This is a genomic window from Fictibacillus nanhaiensis (assembly GCF_019801215.1).
Classification (GTDB): domain Bacteria; phylum Bacillota; class Bacilli; order Bacillales; family Fictibacillaceae; genus Fictibacillus; species Fictibacillus nanhaiensis_C.
In genome coordinates this window covers 206,259-223,215 of sequence record NZ_JAHVJO010000001.1, presented here as the reverse complement: position 1 = coordinate 223,215, position 16,957 = coordinate 206,259, and the positions used below count along the sequence as shown (strand labels likewise).

Here is a 16,957-nt window from a genome sequence, read left to right as displayed (position 1 = left end):
TCTCGTGGTTCCACCCTTGTTCCGCCTTGTATACATACATAAGCGGCACTCGGACAGGATAACGGACTGTAGCCGTCAACGATTACTAAAGCGTTCACCGTTGAAGTTCCAAGGTGGTAAAGCAGTTTTCCGTGTTAGGAAGTTTTCAGCCGGAGACTTCCCTCTCTAAGAACCGTAAAAATTTGCTTCATGTCCTTATCAATACAGATAAAATGATAAATTTATAAGCTTATTATATGCAGTCATTTTTCAAAAAGCAAGAGGACGTTAACAGTTTATGACTTTTTTTTCCGAAAACACCTATTCTGTTTAAATGTCATCCTTTCAAGTGGAGCAATAGAGACGTGTTCTTGAAAAATATTTTTAACGGTTTGTAAAAGTGGATGGTCCATATCATAGGAGTAGATTTTAGCAGATCCAGGCGCCAGTCCAATCAGAGGCCCAAGAAGGCGTTCATCTAAGTTCACGACATTCGTTAATTTCAAAGCTTTTTCATGAAGCTGCTTTAATTGGGATGTGGATAAAGGATTCTGATGCTCATCAAAAATAACAACATCTTCACAGTCAAAAATAACAATAACATGGTTCTTTATAAAAGATTTTTGCTTTGTTAAACAATTTCGTAATTGGTCTACGAACATCTGATATTCAAGCTCGAGTTTATATTCGTCGATTGCGCACTCTACTACTTTGAGCAAAGTTGCTACATATTCTTTCATTCGAAACTTTAAAAAAGCTTCAAACTCAATACATTCTGTTGTTTCATGAAGAATGGACGCCCACTGACTTCTGATGAGTTCATTCAGATCCGTCAGGTTTTTAACTTCAGGTATCCCTTCAAGCTCACCAGAAATAATGCTTTTTGTAATTAAGAATATTTCCTTTTGTTCTGCAGCATCATCATAAAAAAAGGCATGTTCAATCATTTCCTTTAAACAAACATCTTCAACCTTATTTCGTGTAAATTCTGTTAACACATCCAATATGAATCCTTTATCTTCCTGTATGTGCAATTCAAGAATTTTTGAAGAAGCTTCAGATAATTTGGCAAAGGAAGGGTTAATTTTATGTTTTGCTGCTGTCCTAATCATATTTTTACGGACAGCAATCCCATCAGATGGGTGTGAAAAAGCTATCGTGAACAAACGAGTCCCCCCCATATAAAATCTCAATAATACAATATATGGGACCTGGTCATAAAAAATGTTACCGCAATAAAAAAACAACCCGGATATCAGGTTGTTTAATCATATACAAATTTGCGCTCGATTTTAGAAAGGATGAATGCCATGCCAAGAGTTAAAATTAAATACATAAGAGCTGCAGTCATATAAGGCTCCCAAGGACGATAATATTGGCCCATCATAGCTCTTGCATAATACATCAATTCTGGTGTCGCTATAATAGACACGAGAGATGAATCTTTTATTAATACAATAAATTCATTTCCAAGAGGCGGAATCATCCTTCTTGAGGCTTGTGGCAGTATCACATGTCTCATTGCTTGAACATGTGTCATCCCTACTGATCGTGCAGCTTCCATCTGTCCTTTGTCGATCGACTGAATTCCTGCTCTAAATATTTCAGAGATGTACGCCGCGGCATTTAAAGATAATGCGAGTACACTTGAAATAAAAACATTAGGCGGTTTCATAATAAGCGGCATTAAAGCGGAGTGAATCAATAAAATTTGAACAAGTAAAGGTGTGCCGCGAAAAAAACTTATGTACCAAACGCAGGGTAAACTGATTAATGGCTGTTTTACCATCTTTCCTAACCCAATAAACAAGCCCAGAATCGTTCCAAATAGAATAGCTAAAAAAGAAAGCTGTATTGTAACCCATGTACCTTTTAGGAACAAGGGCATGTAATCACCTATGATTTGTAAAGAATATTCCATGCAGACCTCCAAAAAATTATTGTTTCAGCACATCTACATTCGGCTCTTCCCCAAACCATTTTTTATAGATTTCTGCGTATTTCCCATCATCGATTACTTTTTTAAGAGCTTTGTTGATTTCTTCCTGATGATCTGCACCTTTAGGAAAAGCAATTCCATAAAATTCACTCTCAAAGTTCTCCTTATCACTGATTGCTACCAGCTTTTTGTCAGGATTATTTTTAGCATATTCCTGCACAACTGCATTGTCAGCAACAACAGCTTCTACCTCACCATTCAATAATGCTTGTATAGCAAGAGTATTATTATCGTATTTCTTAATATTCTCTGTGGCACCAAACATTTTCTCAAGTGCTTCTTGCCCGGTCGTTCCGTTTTGAACACTTACCTTCTTGCCCTCTAAGTCTTGAGCCGTTTTAATAGATGTTCCCTCTTTTGCTAGAATCATATTAATGGATTCAAAATAAGGAGAGGAAAAATCATAACTTTTCTTTCGCTTTTCATTGATCGTCATAGCAGATATCCCGGCATTCACTTCGTCATTTTGAAGAGCAATCAATAAAGGATCCCATCCTAAATTTTTCAGTTCGTATTCTAAACCCGCTTCCTTCATGACGGCATCGAGCAGGTCCACATCAAAGCCAACGATTTTGTCACCATCCAAAGACTCAAAAGGAGCATAGGCTGCATCTGTTCCTATTGTTAATTTTTCATCTGACCCTGTACTGCTGCAGGCTACCAAAAACGCTGCAGATAATCCGATAACTCCCATTTTCAACATCTGTTTCACATTCATTTTCCATTTCCCCCTTATGTTTAATATCCTTATATTATACACAATATTTTAAATATAAGGAAAATTCTAATTATTATTTTTAAAATAAAAAGATCCCTATTAAAGGGATCTTAAGAGTATCTGTTTATTGTGTTATTGTCAGATTTAATTTTGCATCACAAAATCTTTTTCAGCTTTTTCCTCGTCCTCAAACACACGAAGAACTTCATATTTTGTATTACGTTGTGCAGGAATTTTCCCAGCCTCACGAATTAAACGCAAAGTTAAATTCGTATTTACTTTATGAGTTGTACCTGCTGCAGAAACAACATTTTCCTCCATCATCGTACTTCCAAAATCATTGCATCCATAATGAAGAGATTTCTTGCCGACTTCAGGTCCCATGGTTACCCATGAGGATTGGAAATTTGGGATGTTGTCTAAGAAAATACGGGAAATGGCAACATTCTTTAAGTATTCTCTAGGAGTTGTTTTCTCAGCTTTCATATTCGTATTGTCAGGCTGGAACGTCCAAGAAATAAAGGCAAGAAAACAATTGGTTTCATCTTGTGCATCACGAACTCGTTTTAAGTGAAGAGCTCTTTCTTCAAAACTCTCCCCAAATCCAATAACCATTGTAGCAGTTGAATGAAGACCTACTTTTTTAGCAGTCTTCATACATTCAATCCACTCAGTCCAGGAACCTTTAAGTTTACTGATTTTTTTCCGCGTGCGATCATCTAGAATTTCTGCTCCCCCGCCTGGTAAAGAATCTAAACCAGCTTCTTTCAATTCACGAAGAACTTCCTCCAGGGATAATCCGGATACTTCAACCATTTTCCATATTTCAGCAGGTGAAAATGAATGCATCGTTATTGAGAAGCGTTTCTTAATCTCACGCAATAAATCTGTATAATAGCTAAAAGGCAGATTCGGATTCGTTCCACCTTGCATTAAGATTTCTGTTCCGCCCACATCTACCGTTTCCTGGATTTTTTGAAAAATAACCTCATCCTCTAAAACGTATCCCTCTTCACTTCCAGGCGGTCTATAAAAGGCACAAAATCTGCAATATGTATCACAAAAATTAGTATAGTTAACGTTACGGCCGATTACAAAAGAGGTGATCGGTTCTGGATGCCACCTTTTCATAATAACGTCAGCAACTTCCCCCATTCGTTCGACTTCATCACTTTCATAAAGTTTAACAGCATCTTCTACCGATAAACGTTCGCCATCCAATGCTTTCTGCAAAATCGATTCAATACTCATCGGTAACCTCCGAATCCAATTTCTTATAGACTTATCCTAACATATTTTAATAGAAGAGACAGCTATGAGTGTTAAGAAAGAATAAAATCAGTAAAAAAACTCCTGCTCACAAAGAGCAGAAGTTTTTTATCATTCTTCTCTGAAATTTTTACTGCCACCCATAAACACGGGTGAACTTAAGTGTTTAATTCGTTCCATAATCCTAAGTGCTTTTACTTCATCAAGCCCGCCTTTTTGCGAGTAGGAAAGGTGCTGCAAAAGCATATCAAAATCACAATTTGAAGTATAGAGTGTAGGAAGCTTTTCCATCATTCTGTATTGAAGAATGACTCCAAGAATTTCATCACGGACCCAATTCGTCATATTTTCTGCGCCAATATCATCAAGCATCAAAACAGGTATCGTTTTTAACAATTCCATTTTTGAATCAAAGCTGCCATCTGACAAAGAATTTTTCATTTCACGTAAAAACTCTGGTGTGTGAACCATGAGAGAATTGATTCCTTTTTCGGCTAAACCATTTGCGATCGCGCCAAGCAAGTATGTCTTGCCGACTCCAAATTTCCCATAAAAGTATATCCCTTTTACTTGTTGGTCTGTACCAGCCATTTGAACAAATTCATACGCTTTTGATATAGCATTTCGTCTCGAGTCATCGATACTATGTTTATAAAGCCGCTCGAATGTAGCGCCAAGGATTTCTTTCGGAATAAAATAGCTCTTAATCAACGTGGCCATCGATTTTTTCTGTTCATCTCTTATTTTGAGATCACAAGGTTTGTACCTCAGCTCTACAGTTTGTCTCACTCTTGTAAGTTCTGAACGGTATCCTTGCATGATATTCGGGCATTTTTCCAAACCAGGACAGTTTCTGCACGCTTGTTGTTCGTTTTTAAAGGTATAAAAACTCGACAATAATTTATCGGCATGGGTATCTGAAATGTCAGGATTTTCTCTTAAAAAACGCATTACTTTTGGATCTGTTAGAACTTGCTGTTTCATAAGTTCGTATTTTTCCTGAAATTTATCAAATCCCGGCATATGCTTAACAGATTCCTTGATTGATTCCATGTTAATCCCCCCTTTATTTCGAATTGTTCAACAAGCTTTCTAACCATTTTCTGTTTTCGTCTTCCATTGCATCGTTGTCCTTGTTCTGGACACCTGTATTCGTTTCAGGCTTTAACCAATCTGGCACGGCCACGTTCGGCTGTTGTTGTTTACCATTATAAAACCCTGGCTTCATCGTCTTTTTATCTTGCCACTCTTTGTATTTTCTTTTTTCATCACGTGCGAGTGCCATAGCTTCTGAAACGGTTTGCACTTTTTTCCTTGCCCAATGGGATGAAATACGTTCAACGAGTCCTTTTGCAAGTTTCATATCATTAGTAGTGAGCACATAGTCTAAAAGAACATTTGTTACGCCTGGGGTAAGGTTCTGATCGAGCATACAGTAAGCAACGAGTTTCAGATCAACCTCTGCCGGAGTCGCACCGCTATAATCTTCTAGCAGCCTATACGGTGAAACTTCTTCAAAGAATTTAATCTGTTCTTCTTCTTTTGTTTGGGGCTCCATCCCATGCAGAGCTTTTAAAGGTACAGGCTGTGTTCTTAATGACAACACGGGCAGTCCTTCTTCATGTTCAAAACGATACCATTTTTGGATTTCACGCCGAAGATTCTCACTCGTAATCTCACCTGTAGAGTAATATACATTTTGAATCTGTCTGCTCATATCCATTGGTTCAAGCTGATAGATATAAGCAAGTTTATAGATTGCTTCCTTTAGCTTTGGTGTTAACACTTCTTTAGGAACAATAAAGGTTGAAATCTGGTTAACCATTGCCTCAAAGTCGAACGTTTCATCCCCTAAGGTAACTCTTCCCTGTACACCTTTTTCAACAAGCGTTGTATTCTCCGAGTCCACTGCTCTTTCGGTGATCTCCGAATAACTTTTAGCAGTCATCTCTGACGGATGAAGTGAAGTAAACACATCACTAAACGAGGCTGTGACATCTTTAAAGCCATCAGAGTCCTTCTGCGGAACTAGGAATGTCTCCCGTACTTCCTGAAACCTCTTTTGTCCCAAACGGTTAAACAAATAAATGCTTAAAAAGCCATCCGTAAAAAAGGCTTTAGGTGAAAGGGGCAGCTGAAGCTCGTATAAATATTCTCTTGCGTTATCCTGATCCTGTTTAAACGTTTTTAAAAGCCCGATCGCTTCTAACTTTTTTCTTCCAGATAATATATCTTTTAAAGAAAATTGCGTTAGGTTCATAAGGTGTTGATGTTTTTTTGTTTGTTGGTTCATATTCGATTCACACCATAAAGTCATATACAAACTGTATGCAAAAGCTCCAACCAATGGCTGATACAGTAATGTAAGCACTTTTTGATCGATTTCATGCAACAAACCCTTACTCTGGACGGAATACGTATCAACGGGCACTACTTCCTGAAAATGTACCGTCATCGTTTTCACCCTTTATCTATTAAAAATACTGTTTATATCGTACAAAAAGAGCGTTATAGCCGTTATACTGACGCTTTAACGCTCCTCTTTTTTGATCAGTTCTTTCAGTTCCTGAATAAAAACGTTAATATCTTTAAATTGACGATATACAGAGGCAAATCTGACATAAGCTACCTCATCTGTTTTTGAAAGATGTTCCATCACCTGTTCACCAACAGCTGTGCTTGAAATTTCTGATGCTCCGCTATTTCGCAATTCTTTTTCAATGTTATCTACTATATTTTCTAGTGTTTCTAAAGGGACAGGCCTCTTTTCACAAGCCTTTATTAGCCCTCTAAGAATTTTTTCGCGGCTGAATTCTTCTCTTTCTCCGCCTTTTTTAACAATGATAAGCGGTGTTTGTTCTACCGTTTCAAATGTAGTAAATCGATAACTGCATGATTCACATTCCCGTCTTCGGCGAATGGATCGTCCACTATGTACAGGTCGAGAATCAAGCACTTTTGTTCCATTGTGCTGGCAAGAAGGACACCTCATTGTAATCATCCCCAAAAAATTTTCTATTCTACTCTATCTTAAAGAAAAGGGAGGTATGTGACAAGCTATTCCTATAATTTTTCAGCCAATGATGTTCCGAGATAAGGTAGTCTCTGTTTTAAATCTTCATAGAGACTGCTAATCAGGCGCTGGTTATTTCCAAAATTAAAAGGGAGGGCAGACTCCGTTGTAACATTAATATCTACAGCCGTATTGTATGCTTTAACAGTCACTACACTCATCACAACAAAAGCATTTTTCGGTTGTCTTACTTCGAACGTCACTTCTCCCCTTTCTTCTGAAAACCCAAGTTCCCGAAAATTGGTGTCTTCATCAAGGATATTTTTAATCACATTGAGCACTTCTGCTTTATTAACTTTAAAATAATGGGTTCGGAGTCTTTCGTCCACATGCAGTTCACTCGTTTCCGCATGATTTTCCATAAGGTTTTGCAGCTTTCTAAACATAACAGACCTCCAAATCAAAATAATTGAATCGTATTATTCCCCATTCTATATAAAATAAAAAAGAGGTGTGAAATTCACACCCCGCTTACATTCTGTTTTAAATTATTGAGCTGTAACTTTCGATTTGGCAACGGAAATTGGACCCATTCCACGAGGAACTTCCAGATTTTCGCGTTTTTTAGCGCCTAATGCTTCTGAAATATAATCAGCAGCAACGTTAGGATCGATTCGATCTCCACACGTATATACATCAATACTTGCATAACCATGCTCAGGAAAACTGTGAATAGTTAGATGAGATTCAGAAATAATAACAACACCACTCACACCATGTGGAGCAAATTTATGAAAAGCTACCTCACGAATCTCCGCACCAGCTTTAAGTGCAGCATCAACGAAAGTCTCTTCAATAAATTTCATGTCATTTAGTTTTTCAGAATCACAACCCCATAACTCAGCAATTACGTGTCTTCCCATTGTATCCATTAGCATAGTCCCCCTTTTAAAAATAATCATGCCTTCAAGCATGCGGAATCGAACATCTACCACGGGGGCAAGTTAGTCCAAAGAGGTCCTAACCCTTTAAGTAGCATTCAATGCCTTTGTTTGCTTTATTTGAAGTTCACGAATCATAGTATACTTCTTTTAAAATTTATTTGCAATAACTATAATGAATTTTTTTTAATGGTTTTTTTAAAAAAACTAGTTATTTTTTGTCAAACAAAAAAAGCCGGGATTTTCCCCAGCTTTGAACTTTTATAAAAAAATAACATTAAGACACGGAAGCGTTCTTTTCTAAAGAAGTACTAGCGTTTAATGCGACTGCAACATGCTTCGCTAGATCGACCACTCGGCAAGAATAGCCCCACTCATTGTCATACCAAGCTAATACTTTTACTTTGTTTCCGTCCATAACCATTGTTGAAAGACCGTCTACAATGGATGAGTTCTCATTACCATTATAATCGATCGAAACTAAAGGAAGATCGCTATAACCTAAAATGCCTTGTAAAGAGCCTTCAGCCGCAGATTGGAACGCATGGTTAACTTGATCTTTTGAAACAGAAGTCTTAAGTTCCACTACCACATCAACTAACGAAACGTTTGGAGTCGGAACTCTAAGTGACATCCCATTTAATTTGCCTTCTAGATGCGGAAGAACTTTTGCAATCGCTTTTGCTGCACCTGTAGATGTTGGAATAATAGACTGTCCGCATGCACGAGCACGTCTTAAATCTTTATGTGGATTATCAATATTTTTTTGATCATTCGTATAAGCATGAACCGTTGTCATCATTCCAGATTGTACACCGAACTGATCATCAAGCACCTTTATAACGGGAGCTAAACAATTTGTCGTACACGATGCATTTGAAATAATATGGTGTTCTGAAGGAATGTAATCGCTGTCATTTACACCCATAACAATTGTAATATCTTCGTTTTTACCAGGAGCTGTAATGATAACCTTTTTAGCACCAGCTTCGATATGAAGCCCAGCGGTTTCCTGTGATACAAATTTTCCTGTTGCTTCAATCACGATATCGATTCCAAGTGTTTTCCACGGTAATTCGAGTGGATCTCGAGAATTAACTAATGTAACTTTTTTTCCGTTAATAAAAAGGGCATCTTCTGCAGCTATAACATCTCCAGGAAAAGTGCCATGTATGGAATCGTATTTAACCATATGTGCCAATGTTTCTGCCGGATAGCTGGCATTAACAGCTACAACCTCGAAATCATCATTCTCCATCATTTTACGGAAGACCATTCTTCCGATTCTCCCCAAGCCATTAATTGCAATTTTTGCTTTCATGAAGCTGCTCCTTCCAATGTGTTATACTCTTTATCGTTTCTATCTGTAATTAGTATATCATAATAGGTCTTGAAAAGAACATACTTTTCTATAAAATAGGCAAAAAAGAGGCTATATCATTAAAAAAAACAGAACCTCATTTAAAGGATCTGTTTTCTCAAGTTTTGAATCTGTAAGGTTAGTTTTTCTTCTAATTCTTTTTTTGTTCCATTATTAACAATCACAATATCGGACAGTTCTTTTTTTTCATCGATCGGAAGTTGCGAGTGAATTCTAGATAACGCTTGCTTTTCAGTAAAATCATCCCGTTCCATTAATCGCTTCAGTTGAATATCAGGGGATGCATAAATAAGCCATGTTACGTCTACCATGTGTGTCAGTTTGCTCTCAAATAGTAGAGGAATATCCATGATTACGGGATTTTGACCAGCGTCCAAATGATGTTTTGCCTGATTTTTCATTTCCATCCTCACTGCTGGATGCACGATCGCATTGAGCTTTTCTCTTTTTTTTACATCATTAAAAATAATTTCACCCAGAAGTGTGCGATTCAATGTATGGTCAGAATTTATGATTTGAGAACCAAAGTAAGAGACTATTTTCTGATAAGCCTCTTTTCCCGGCATAACGACTTCTCTTGCGATAATATCAGCATCAATGACAGGTATGCCCTGTTGGCTCAAGATAAGACTTGCTGTTGTCTTTCCGGTGGCTATACCACCCGTTAATCCGATAATCAAAATGGTTCCTCCTGTTACATCTTTAATAATCCCATTACGATCAGTAATAATCCGGGAAGTATAGATAAACGCTTCATCCACGCTGCTTTGTTTACGCTAAATAACCCGACCACCATTCCGCCCCATAAAAATAGAGCACTCATACAAGCAATTGTCATAGTAGTTAATAAAGGAGGTAAGTGAACAAGTGCAGCACCAATCCCTGCTCCAAATGCATCAAGTGAAAGAGCGATGCCAAGTAAAACAGCTTCCCATCCTGTAATGGATCCTGACTTATCGATATCTGCCATGACGGGCTTTTTTAAAATATGGATGACAATCCCTAATGATTTAATTTCAAAAAGCACGATATCTTTTGTTTCTTTTTCCATGTATTCTTTTTCTGGTAAGAATACTTGCCATAGTGAGTAGATTCCAATTCCTAAAAGAATCATGCCCCCTAAAACTTCACCTGTTTTTTTGGAAATAAACTGCTCTAAAGTGAATCCTAATAACATGGAAATTAAGAAAGTAACAGCTGAACATATGGCAATAATCAATATGGAGCGAAAAGGTATTTTTATGGATTTCATTCCATACGTTAATCCGGCTCCAAAACTGTCCAGGCTGACGGCTAATGCCAGTAAAACAAATGAGTAAGCCACCATATTCCTGTACTCCTTTCAGTTAACGGTAAAGTAGTATATGAAAGGAGTAAAGAATTGGTTTATTTTTGGCAACCTTTACAAACGTGAGTGCCTCTGCCAGCTACGACCATTCTTTCAATCTCTGTACCACATATTCGGCATGCTTCATTTTTTCTTCCATAAACAAATAATTTCATCTGAAATCCGCCTGTTTCTCCTACAGAATTCGTGTATGAACGAATGGTGCTGCCGCCATGTTTGACTGCTTCGCTTAAAATTTCAGTAATCGCTCTTTTTAATTTTTTTATACGATGTAAAGATATTTTATTCGTAGGAGTTTCAGGATGAATTCTTGCCTGAAACAGTACTTCGTCTACATATATATTTCCTAATCCCGCTATTATTGTCTGATCGAGAAGCACCGCTTTTATGTTTCGCTTCGTTTTAGCGAATAATTTCTTTAGAAGTCCAGCTGTTAGTGATTCTGACAATGGCTCTACCCCTAATGTTTTTAAAGGAAGGTGGTTCTCTTCCGTTCCTTTTGGATACACATGCATCGTGCCGAACTTGCGTACATCTTGATATCGAAGTTCTGTCTCATCTGTGAATCTAAAGATCACATGTGTATGTTTATCAACAGGAGCATCCGTGTTGAAAAGACCATACTTCCCTTCCATCCTTAAATGGGAAACGAGGGAATCTTCATCGAGATGAAGAATTAAGAACTTCCCTCTGCGGTACACCTGATCGAACGTCTGTCCTTTTAACTTTAGAATGAATTCTTCCGTTTCAGGGTATTTCACAATATTTTTCCAATGGACTTCTACGTCTGCTATTACTTTTCCAGGAAGAAAACGATTTAGCGTATTTTTAACATTTTCAACTTCAGGTAATTCTGGCATATTTTCCACCACTCTTATTATGAAAAACAGCACCCCTATTATATGGGAATGCTGTCATCTTATTATTTAGCCTCAAACCAGGAATCTCCCCAGCTTACGTCCACTTTTAAAGGAACATCTAGTTGAACGGCTTGTTCCATTACCTCACAAACCAATTTCTTTAACTTTGCAATCTCTTGTTCTGGCGCTTCGAAAATTAATTCGTCATGCACCGTTAATAGCATTTTCGCTTCAAGTTTTTCTTCAATCAAGCGTTGGTCCATATCAACCATGGCTTTTTTTATAATATCTGCAGCCGTACCTTGAATAGGAGTATTCATCGCCGTTCGTTCTGCAAAACTTCGAAGGTTAAAGTTTCTGCTGTTGATCTCTGGTAGATAACGGCGTCTATGCAGAAGTGTTGATACATAGCCATTTTGCTTCGCTTCTGTAATACTGTCCTTCATGTATTGTTGCACGCCTGGAAAACTTTCCAAGTATGTTTTAATGAACTCACCCGCTTCTTTTCTCGTTATCCCTAAGCTTTGTGATAATCCATAATCACTTATGCCATAGACGATTCCAAAATTAACTGCTTTAGCGTGTCTTCGCATTTCAGAAGTAACTTCTTGTTCATCAACATGGAACACGTCCATCGCTGTTTTCGTATGAACATCCATCTCCTTTTGGAAGGCTTCCATCAAGTTATCATCTTGTGAAATATGGGCTAATACGCGAAGTTCAATTTGAGAATAATCAGCTGCAAGTATTTTCCATTCAGGATTGGATGCAACAAAGGCATGTCTGATTTTCCTACCTGCTTCAAGCCGAATTGGAATATTTTGCAGATTAGGATCTATGGAACTTAATCGGCCAGTCTGAGCGAGCACTTGATTAAACCGAGTATGAATCTTATCCGTATCCTCATGAACCACCTTTAACAAGCCTTCGATATAAGTTGATCTTAATTTCCCAAGCTGACGATATATTAAGATTTTATTGATGATCTCGTGTTTTCCTTCTAACTTTTCTAATACATCGACAGACGTTGAATAACCGGTCTTTGTCTTTTTAACGGCAGGTAAACTTAATTTTTCAAACAAAATCTCACCTAGTTGTTTAGGAGAATTGATATTAAACGTAACGCCTGCCAGTTCATGTATCTCTTTTTCGAGCGTAGTTAACTGTCCTTCTAAATCTGTACCCATTTTTTTTAGGGTATCGACTTTTACTTTTACGCCAGTCTCTTCCATTTTTGCAAGCACGAGTGATAAAGGCAGTTCAAGGTCATAAAAAAGATTGCTTTGTTCATTCTCTTGGAGTTTTTCAGCCATTACATCTTTTAACGTGAATGTAGTATAGGCCTTTCTGCTAAGATGTTCTGCTAAAACATCGTCTTCAGGCAGTTTTTTCTTTGCACCTTTACCATATACTTTTTCGTTTGAATCAACAGTTAAGGTTCCATACTGCTTAGCGATATCAGCAATCTCGTCTAATGATTCTGAAGGATTCAGCAAATAAGAAGCAAGCTGGAGATCAAATTCGATTCCATTTAAGTCTAAACCTTGTCCCTTTAAGGCGACATGAGCTCTTTTGGCATCAAACATTATTTTCTTTTGATCTTTATCCTGCAGCCAATTCTTAAATGTTTCCGATTCTTTCGCAATATCATAAGGCACATAATACGTACCACTTTCATTGCTAAGAGCAACCCCGTGTATGTCTGCTTTATGATAATCTTCCGTTAACGTCTCAATAACTAACGATGATGGATTCTTTAACATATTTGGTTCAATAATAGAAACGCGTTGAAAGCTAAGTTCTTCTTTCTCTGTATCTGGAAGGGCCGCTTCATCTCCCCCTAAACGATCAAGCAAAGATTGAAAGCCGAGTTCTTTAAATAACGGAAAAACAGAAGCAGTCTCAAAGCCTTCATATGTTGTATCATCAATACCAAGATCAATAGGAGCTTCTTTCGTAATGGTAGCAAGATCTTTACTCATTAACGCCTGCTCTTTATTCTCGCTTAAACGTTCTTTTAACTTTGCGCCTGATATCTCCCCGATCGCTTCAAGCACATTTTCCACTGATCCATATTGTTTAATAAGCTTTATGGCTGTTTTTTCTCCAACTCCAGGTACACCAGGAATGTTATCAGAAGGGTCTCCCATCAGGCCCTTCATATCTATAATTTGCTCTGGTGTTATACCATATCGCTCATTTACTTGTTCAACCGTATATGCTTCTACTTCTGTAATACCTTTTCGCGTAAGAACTACTTCAACATCAGGTGTTACAAGCTGCAATAAATCTTTATCACCGGTAAAGACTTTTACATCCCATTCGCCTTCAGCTGCTTGTGATGCAAGCGTTCCGATAATATCATCCGCTTCATAATTTTCTAGTTCATAACGTTTAATTTTAAACGCATCGAGTAACTGTCTAATAAAAGGAAACTGTTCAGAAAGTTCAGGTGGCGTTTTTTGTCGCCCTCCTTTGTATTCAACAAACGTTTTATGACGAAACGTTGTCTTTCCAGCATCAAATGCAACGAGCATATGAGTCGGTTTTTCATCTTCTAAGATCTTTAACAGCATTTGTGTGAATCCATAGACTGCGTTTGTATAGATTCCTTTATCGTTGTTTAACAGTGGCAATGCAAAAAAAGCTCGATAAGCAATACTGTTTCCATCTATTAAAACTAATTTTTTTGTTTTATTTCCCAAGTCTGTTACCTCCCAAGGGCATTTCTTCTACATACTATTGTATCATGCTCTCTTACAGAAACAAAAAAGAAGCAATGATAAATAAACGAAGACATAAAAAAAGGCGAGAATCATTGGATTCTCGCTAAGGGGGTACTGAAAAAGGATACTTTAAATATAAATCCTCACTATTAATTAATGAAAACAGTGGTGTAAAGGATTTGTAAATCTTATAACTTAAATCTTTTTGGGAAACAAGATGATAAACTCAGAACCTTCACCAAGCTTACTTTTCACATTAATGGTACCATGATGGGCTTCAACGAGATGTTTCACGATCGCAAGTCCTAGACCTGTACCTCCAGAATTTCTGCTTCTAGCTTTATCAACACGATAAAAACGTTCGAAAATTCGGGGAATCTCGTCTTCTTTTATCCCTATACCTGTATCTTTTACTCTCAACTGCACATGCTCTTCCAGTTCTGTGACATCTACAGTTACAGCTCCATTAACTGGTGTGTAGGTGAGACTATTTGAAACAAGATTAATGATGATCTGTTTTAAACGCGGTGGGTCACCATCCATAACAGGGTCTCCTGAAACAGAAACAGACAATGAAATATTTTTATTCTCGGCCTTGTTCTGCAAAATTTCAATGGTTTCATTTACTAGAGATTCTAGGTTAACAGGCTGTGCTTCTAAGTGAAACCCTTGCTCACTTTTTGATAAATCAAGGAGATCTTGGATTAAAGCTTGCAATCGGTCACTTTCATTCAAAATAATAGTAAGAAATTTATTTCGAAATTCTTTATTATCTCCTGCTCCATCCAATAGTGTTTCAGCAAACCCTTTTAAGGATGTAATAGGCGTCTTCAGTTCATGAGATACATTAGCGACAAAATCTTTACGAACTTGCTCAAGCTTTTTTAATTCACTAATATCATGGAATACAAGTACTATTCCTCTTAGTTTACCTTTTACATCTAACACAGGTGCACTATATACATCAAAATGTTTTCGCTCAATATGGATAGGGATGACAACGCTTTTTCTAACGTTTTTTTCAGTGAGATAGGTTTCTTTTACTATGTCTTTAATTGCAGCATGAGGAAATACTTCGTAGAACAAATGGCCTGTCCACTGGTCTGCATGCTCTTTAAACAATTCCTTGAACGCTTTATTTACTAAATTGATGTAGCCATTTGAATCAATTAATATCAAGCCGCTTCCCATATTTTCAATCAACGTTATTAAACGATCATGCTGTGACTCTTGTGATTTTGTCATTTTTTCAAGATTTCGCGCCAAAACATTCAGAGAATAATTCAACTCTCCGATATCTTCGCGATAATATTCATACGTCCTCGCTTTGAAATTACCCTTCGCCAGTTCTTTAGCGGTTTGTGTTGCTTCTTCTACAGGGCGTACGATTTTTTGGATCACTTTCACGGAAACATAAAGAATTATGACAAAACAAATAAGAAATCCAGCTGACATCATGATCCAGATCGATCTTTCTGCTGATTCAGCTGCATCTTCAGAGATCGCTAACTGTATGTAGCCACGCTTATTTTCTTTGTTGCGTTCCCACGTATAATATATTTTTCCGTTCTCATTTCTATGAATTAGTTCGTGATCAGATGGAGCTCCTTTTTTTTCCGGAAAAAAAGAAGACATGTTTCTAGGGCTATTACGATCCGTCGTATACTTTACATTCCAATTTGAGTCTAGAATATAAATGTCCCCTTTTAAATCCTTTGAAGCGTGTTTTATTAAATCATTAATTGCGGCTGATTGATCTTCAGTGATCAAAACCTGCTCGATCAAGCTGAGTTCTCCCGCGTAAAACTCCATTCTTTTTTCTTTTACACTATGATGAACAATGTTTCCCATAATGAGTGCAAGTAGAATAAATACGAGTAAAATCCCGAGTAAAAAAAGCGTAAGAACCCGGTTTTTAAATTCGTTCATTATTGAGGCTCCTCGAGCTTGTAACCAAGTCCTCTAATGGTTTTGATATAGAGAGGCTTTCTCGTATTGGTTTCTATTTTTTCTCGCAAGTGACTAATATGAACGTCTACAATTCTTGTGTCACCTACAAAATCGTAATTCCAAACAGCTGAAAGAAGCTGCTCTCTTGAAAGGACGCGGCTTTTATGTCTTGCTAAATAAACAAGTAGTTCAAATTCTTTCGGTGTCAGTTCAAGTGCTTTTTCTTTAAAATAGGCTTCATAGTTTTCAGGATAAATATCTACTTCACCTATTCTTAAATGCTCAATATCTTCTTTTTGTCTAGCAGAATCTGTACTCATCACAGTCGTTCTACGGAGTATTGCTTTTACTCTTGCAACAACTTCTCTTGGGCTGAACGGTTTTGTCATATAATCATCCGCGCCTAATTCAAGACCCAGTACTTTATCAAATTCATCATCTTTAGCCGTCAACATAAGAATAGGAATATTTAGCTTTCTTAGGCGAAGCTCTTTGCAGACTTCTATTCCATCCATTTCAGGAAGCATAAGGTCTAAAATAATTAGGTCTGGAGCTTCATTTTCTGCTTTTTCTAATCCACTTTTCCCATCCATTGCCGTTATCACCTGAAAACCTGCTTGTTCTAAATTAAATTGCAGCAATGTTGAGATTGATAGTTCATCTTCTACTACGAGTAACTTTTGGCTCATTTATATTCCCACCTTTATAACGACTTGTACAAATTCATCATACTATTTTTTTATTAGTGTGTACAAAAAACGAAAAATCTTCAC

16 protein-coding genes and 1 other annotated feature (1 of these 17 running past the window's edge) are annotated in these 16,957 nt (G+C 37.3%); all 16 genes read right to left on the bottom strand.

From position 1 onward, the window contains the following. Positions 1-211: a binding site (T-box leader), on the bottom strand; it reaches 18 nt to the left of the window's first position. Between the two features lie 64 nt (positions 212-275). The 16 genes from ytxC to KUV80_RS01040 all read right to left on the bottom strand — a co-directional run bounded on the left by ytxC (position 276) and on the right by KUV80_RS01040 (position 16,873). Continuing rightward, positions 276-1,145 carry a sporulation protein YtxC gene (ytxC, locus tag KUV80_RS01115; RefSeq protein ID WP_222460854.1) on the bottom strand — a complete coding sequence of 290 codons (870 nt, stop codon included), beginning with the start codon at positions 1,143-1,145 and terminating at the stop codon, positions 276-278. A 98-nt stretch (positions 1,146-1,243) separates the two neighbouring features. Further along, complete coding sequence (locus tag KUV80_RS01110; RefSeq protein ID WP_222460853.1) at positions 1,244-1,900, bottom strand: amino acid ABC transporter permease; 657 nt, start codon at positions 1,898-1,900, stop codon at positions 1,244-1,246. A gap of 16 nt (positions 1,901-1,916) precedes the next feature. Next, positions 1,917-2,696 carry a basic amino acid ABC transporter substrate-binding protein gene (locus KUV80_RS01105; RefSeq protein ID WP_222460852.1) on the bottom strand — a complete coding sequence of 260 codons (780 nt, stop codon included), beginning with the start codon at positions 2,694-2,696 and terminating at the stop codon, positions 1,917-1,919. 144 nt (positions 2,697-2,840) lie between these two features. Further along, on the bottom strand, positions 2,841-3,947 hold the full coding sequence (gene mqnC / locus KUV80_RS01100; RefSeq protein ID WP_222460851.1) for a cyclic dehypoxanthinyl futalosine synthase: 1,107 nt from the start codon (positions 3,945-3,947) through the stop codon (positions 2,841-2,843). 129 nt (positions 3,948-4,076) lie between these two features. Then, positions 4,077-5,018, bottom strand: coding sequence for a primosomal protein DnaI (dnaI, locus tag KUV80_RS01095; RefSeq protein ID WP_222460850.1), 942 nt, complete (start codon positions 5,016-5,018; stop codon positions 4,077-4,079). A gap of 13 nt (positions 5,019-5,031) precedes the next feature. After that, positions 5,032-6,420 (bottom strand): replication initiation and membrane attachment family protein, encoded by a 1,389-nt coding sequence (locus tag KUV80_RS01090; protein WP_222460849.1) that lies wholly within the window; start codon positions 6,418-6,420, stop codon positions 5,032-5,034. 75 nt (positions 6,421-6,495) lie between these two features. Then, on the bottom strand, positions 6,496-6,957 hold the full coding sequence (nrdR, locus tag KUV80_RS01085) for a transcriptional regulator NrdR (protein WP_222460848.1): 462 nt from the start codon (positions 6,955-6,957) through the stop codon (positions 6,496-6,498). Between the two features lie 71 nt (positions 6,958-7,028). Beyond that, a complete protein-coding gene (locus tag KUV80_RS01080) occupies positions 7,029-7,424 on the bottom strand; it encodes a cytosolic protein (protein ID WP_222460847.1) in 396 nt (131 codons plus the stop codon). A gap of 102 nt (positions 7,425-7,526) precedes the next feature. After that, positions 7,527-7,910: an adenosylmethionine decarboxylase gene (speD, locus tag KUV80_RS01075; RefSeq protein WP_066396744.1), complete on the bottom strand. Its 384-nt coding sequence runs from the start codon at positions 7,908-7,910 to the stop codon at positions 7,527-7,529. A gap of 286 nt (positions 7,911-8,196) precedes the next feature. Continuing rightward, positions 8,197-9,240: a glyceraldehyde-3-phosphate dehydrogenase gene (locus KUV80_RS01070; protein WP_222460846.1), complete on the bottom strand. Its 1,044-nt coding sequence runs from the start codon at positions 9,238-9,240 to the stop codon at positions 8,197-8,199. Between the two features lie 140 nt (positions 9,241-9,380). After that, complete coding sequence (gene coaE, locus KUV80_RS01065; RefSeq protein ID WP_222460845.1) at positions 9,381-9,980, bottom strand: dephospho-CoA kinase; 600 nt, start codon at positions 9,978-9,980, stop codon at positions 9,381-9,383. Between the two features lie 14 nt (positions 9,981-9,994). After that, a complete protein-coding gene (ytaF, locus tag KUV80_RS01060; protein WP_222460844.1) occupies positions 9,995-10,627 on the bottom strand; it encodes a sporulation membrane protein YtaF in 633 nt (210 codons plus the stop codon). A gap of 59 nt (positions 10,628-10,686) precedes the next feature. Next, positions 10,687-11,508, bottom strand: a complete 822-nt coding sequence (gene mutM / locus KUV80_RS01055) for a DNA-formamidopyrimidine glycosylase (protein WP_222460843.1) — start codon at positions 11,506-11,508, stop codon at positions 10,687-10,689. Between the two features lie 62 nt (positions 11,509-11,570). Then, positions 11,571-14,213, bottom strand: coding sequence for a DNA polymerase I (polA, locus tag KUV80_RS01050; RefSeq protein ID WP_222460842.1), 2,643 nt, complete (start codon positions 14,211-14,213; stop codon positions 11,571-11,573). 216 nt (positions 14,214-14,429) lie between these two features. Further along, on the bottom strand, positions 14,430-16,163 hold the full coding sequence (gene pnpS / locus KUV80_RS01045; protein ID WP_222460841.1) for a two-component system histidine kinase PnpS: 1,734 nt from the start codon (positions 16,161-16,163) through the stop codon (positions 14,430-14,432). Further along, complete coding sequence (locus tag KUV80_RS01040) at positions 16,163-16,873, bottom strand: response regulator transcription factor (RefSeq protein ID WP_222460840.1); 711 nt, start codon at positions 16,871-16,873, stop codon at positions 16,163-16,165. The genes pnpS and KUV80_RS01040 overlap by 1 nt, the downstream gene beginning before the upstream one ends. Positions 16,874-16,957 lie beyond the last annotated feature (84 nt).

Bases quoted from the DNA above. Each gene is read 5' to 3' on its own strand.
- KUV80_RS01070 (WP_222460846.1), bottom strand. From the start codon at position 9,240: ATGAAAGCAAAAATTGCAATTAATGGCTTGGGGAGAATCGGAAGAATG.
- KUV80_RS01110 (WP_222460853.1), bottom strand. From the start codon at position 1,900: ATGGAATATTCTTTACAAATCATAGGTGATTACATGCCCTTGTTCCTA.
- mqnC (WP_222460851.1), bottom strand. From the start codon at position 3,947: ATGAGTATTGAATCGATTTTGCAGAAAGCATTGGATGGCGAACGTTTA.
- dnaI (WP_222460850.1), bottom strand. From the start codon at position 5,018: ATGGAATCAATCAAGGAATCTGTTAAGCATATGCCGGGATTTGATAAA.
- KUV80_RS01080 (WP_222460847.1), bottom strand. From the start codon at position 7,424: ATGTTTAGAAAGCTGCAAAACCTTATGGAAAATCATGCGGAAACGAGT.
- KUV80_RS01105 (WP_222460852.1), bottom strand. From the start codon at position 2,696: ATGAATGTGAAACAGATGTTGAAAATGGGAGTTATCGGATTATCTGCA.
- speD (WP_066396744.1), bottom strand. From the start codon at position 7,910: ATGGATACAATGGGAAGACACGTAATTGCTGAGTTATGGGGTTGTGAT.
- pnpS (WP_222460841.1), bottom strand. From the start codon at position 16,163: ATGAACGAATTTAAAAACCGGGTTCTTACGCTTTTTTTACTCGGGATT.
- mutM (WP_222460843.1), bottom strand. From the start codon at position 11,508: ATGCCAGAATTACCTGAAGTTGAAAATGTTAAAAATACGCTAAATCGT.
- ytaF (WP_222460844.1), bottom strand. From the start codon at position 10,627: ATGGTGGCTTACTCATTTGTTTTACTGGCATTAGCCGTCAGCCTGGAC.
- KUV80_RS01090 (WP_222460849.1), bottom strand. From the start codon at position 6,420: ATGACGGTACATTTTCAGGAAGTAGTGCCCGTTGATACGTATTCCGTC.
- KUV80_RS01040 (WP_222460840.1), bottom strand. From the start codon at position 16,873: ATGAGCCAAAAGTTACTCGTAGTAGAAGATGAACTATCAATCTCAACA.
- nrdR (WP_222460848.1), bottom strand. From the start codon at position 6,957: ATGAGGTGTCCTTCTTGCCAGCACAATGGAACAAAAGTGCTTGATTCT.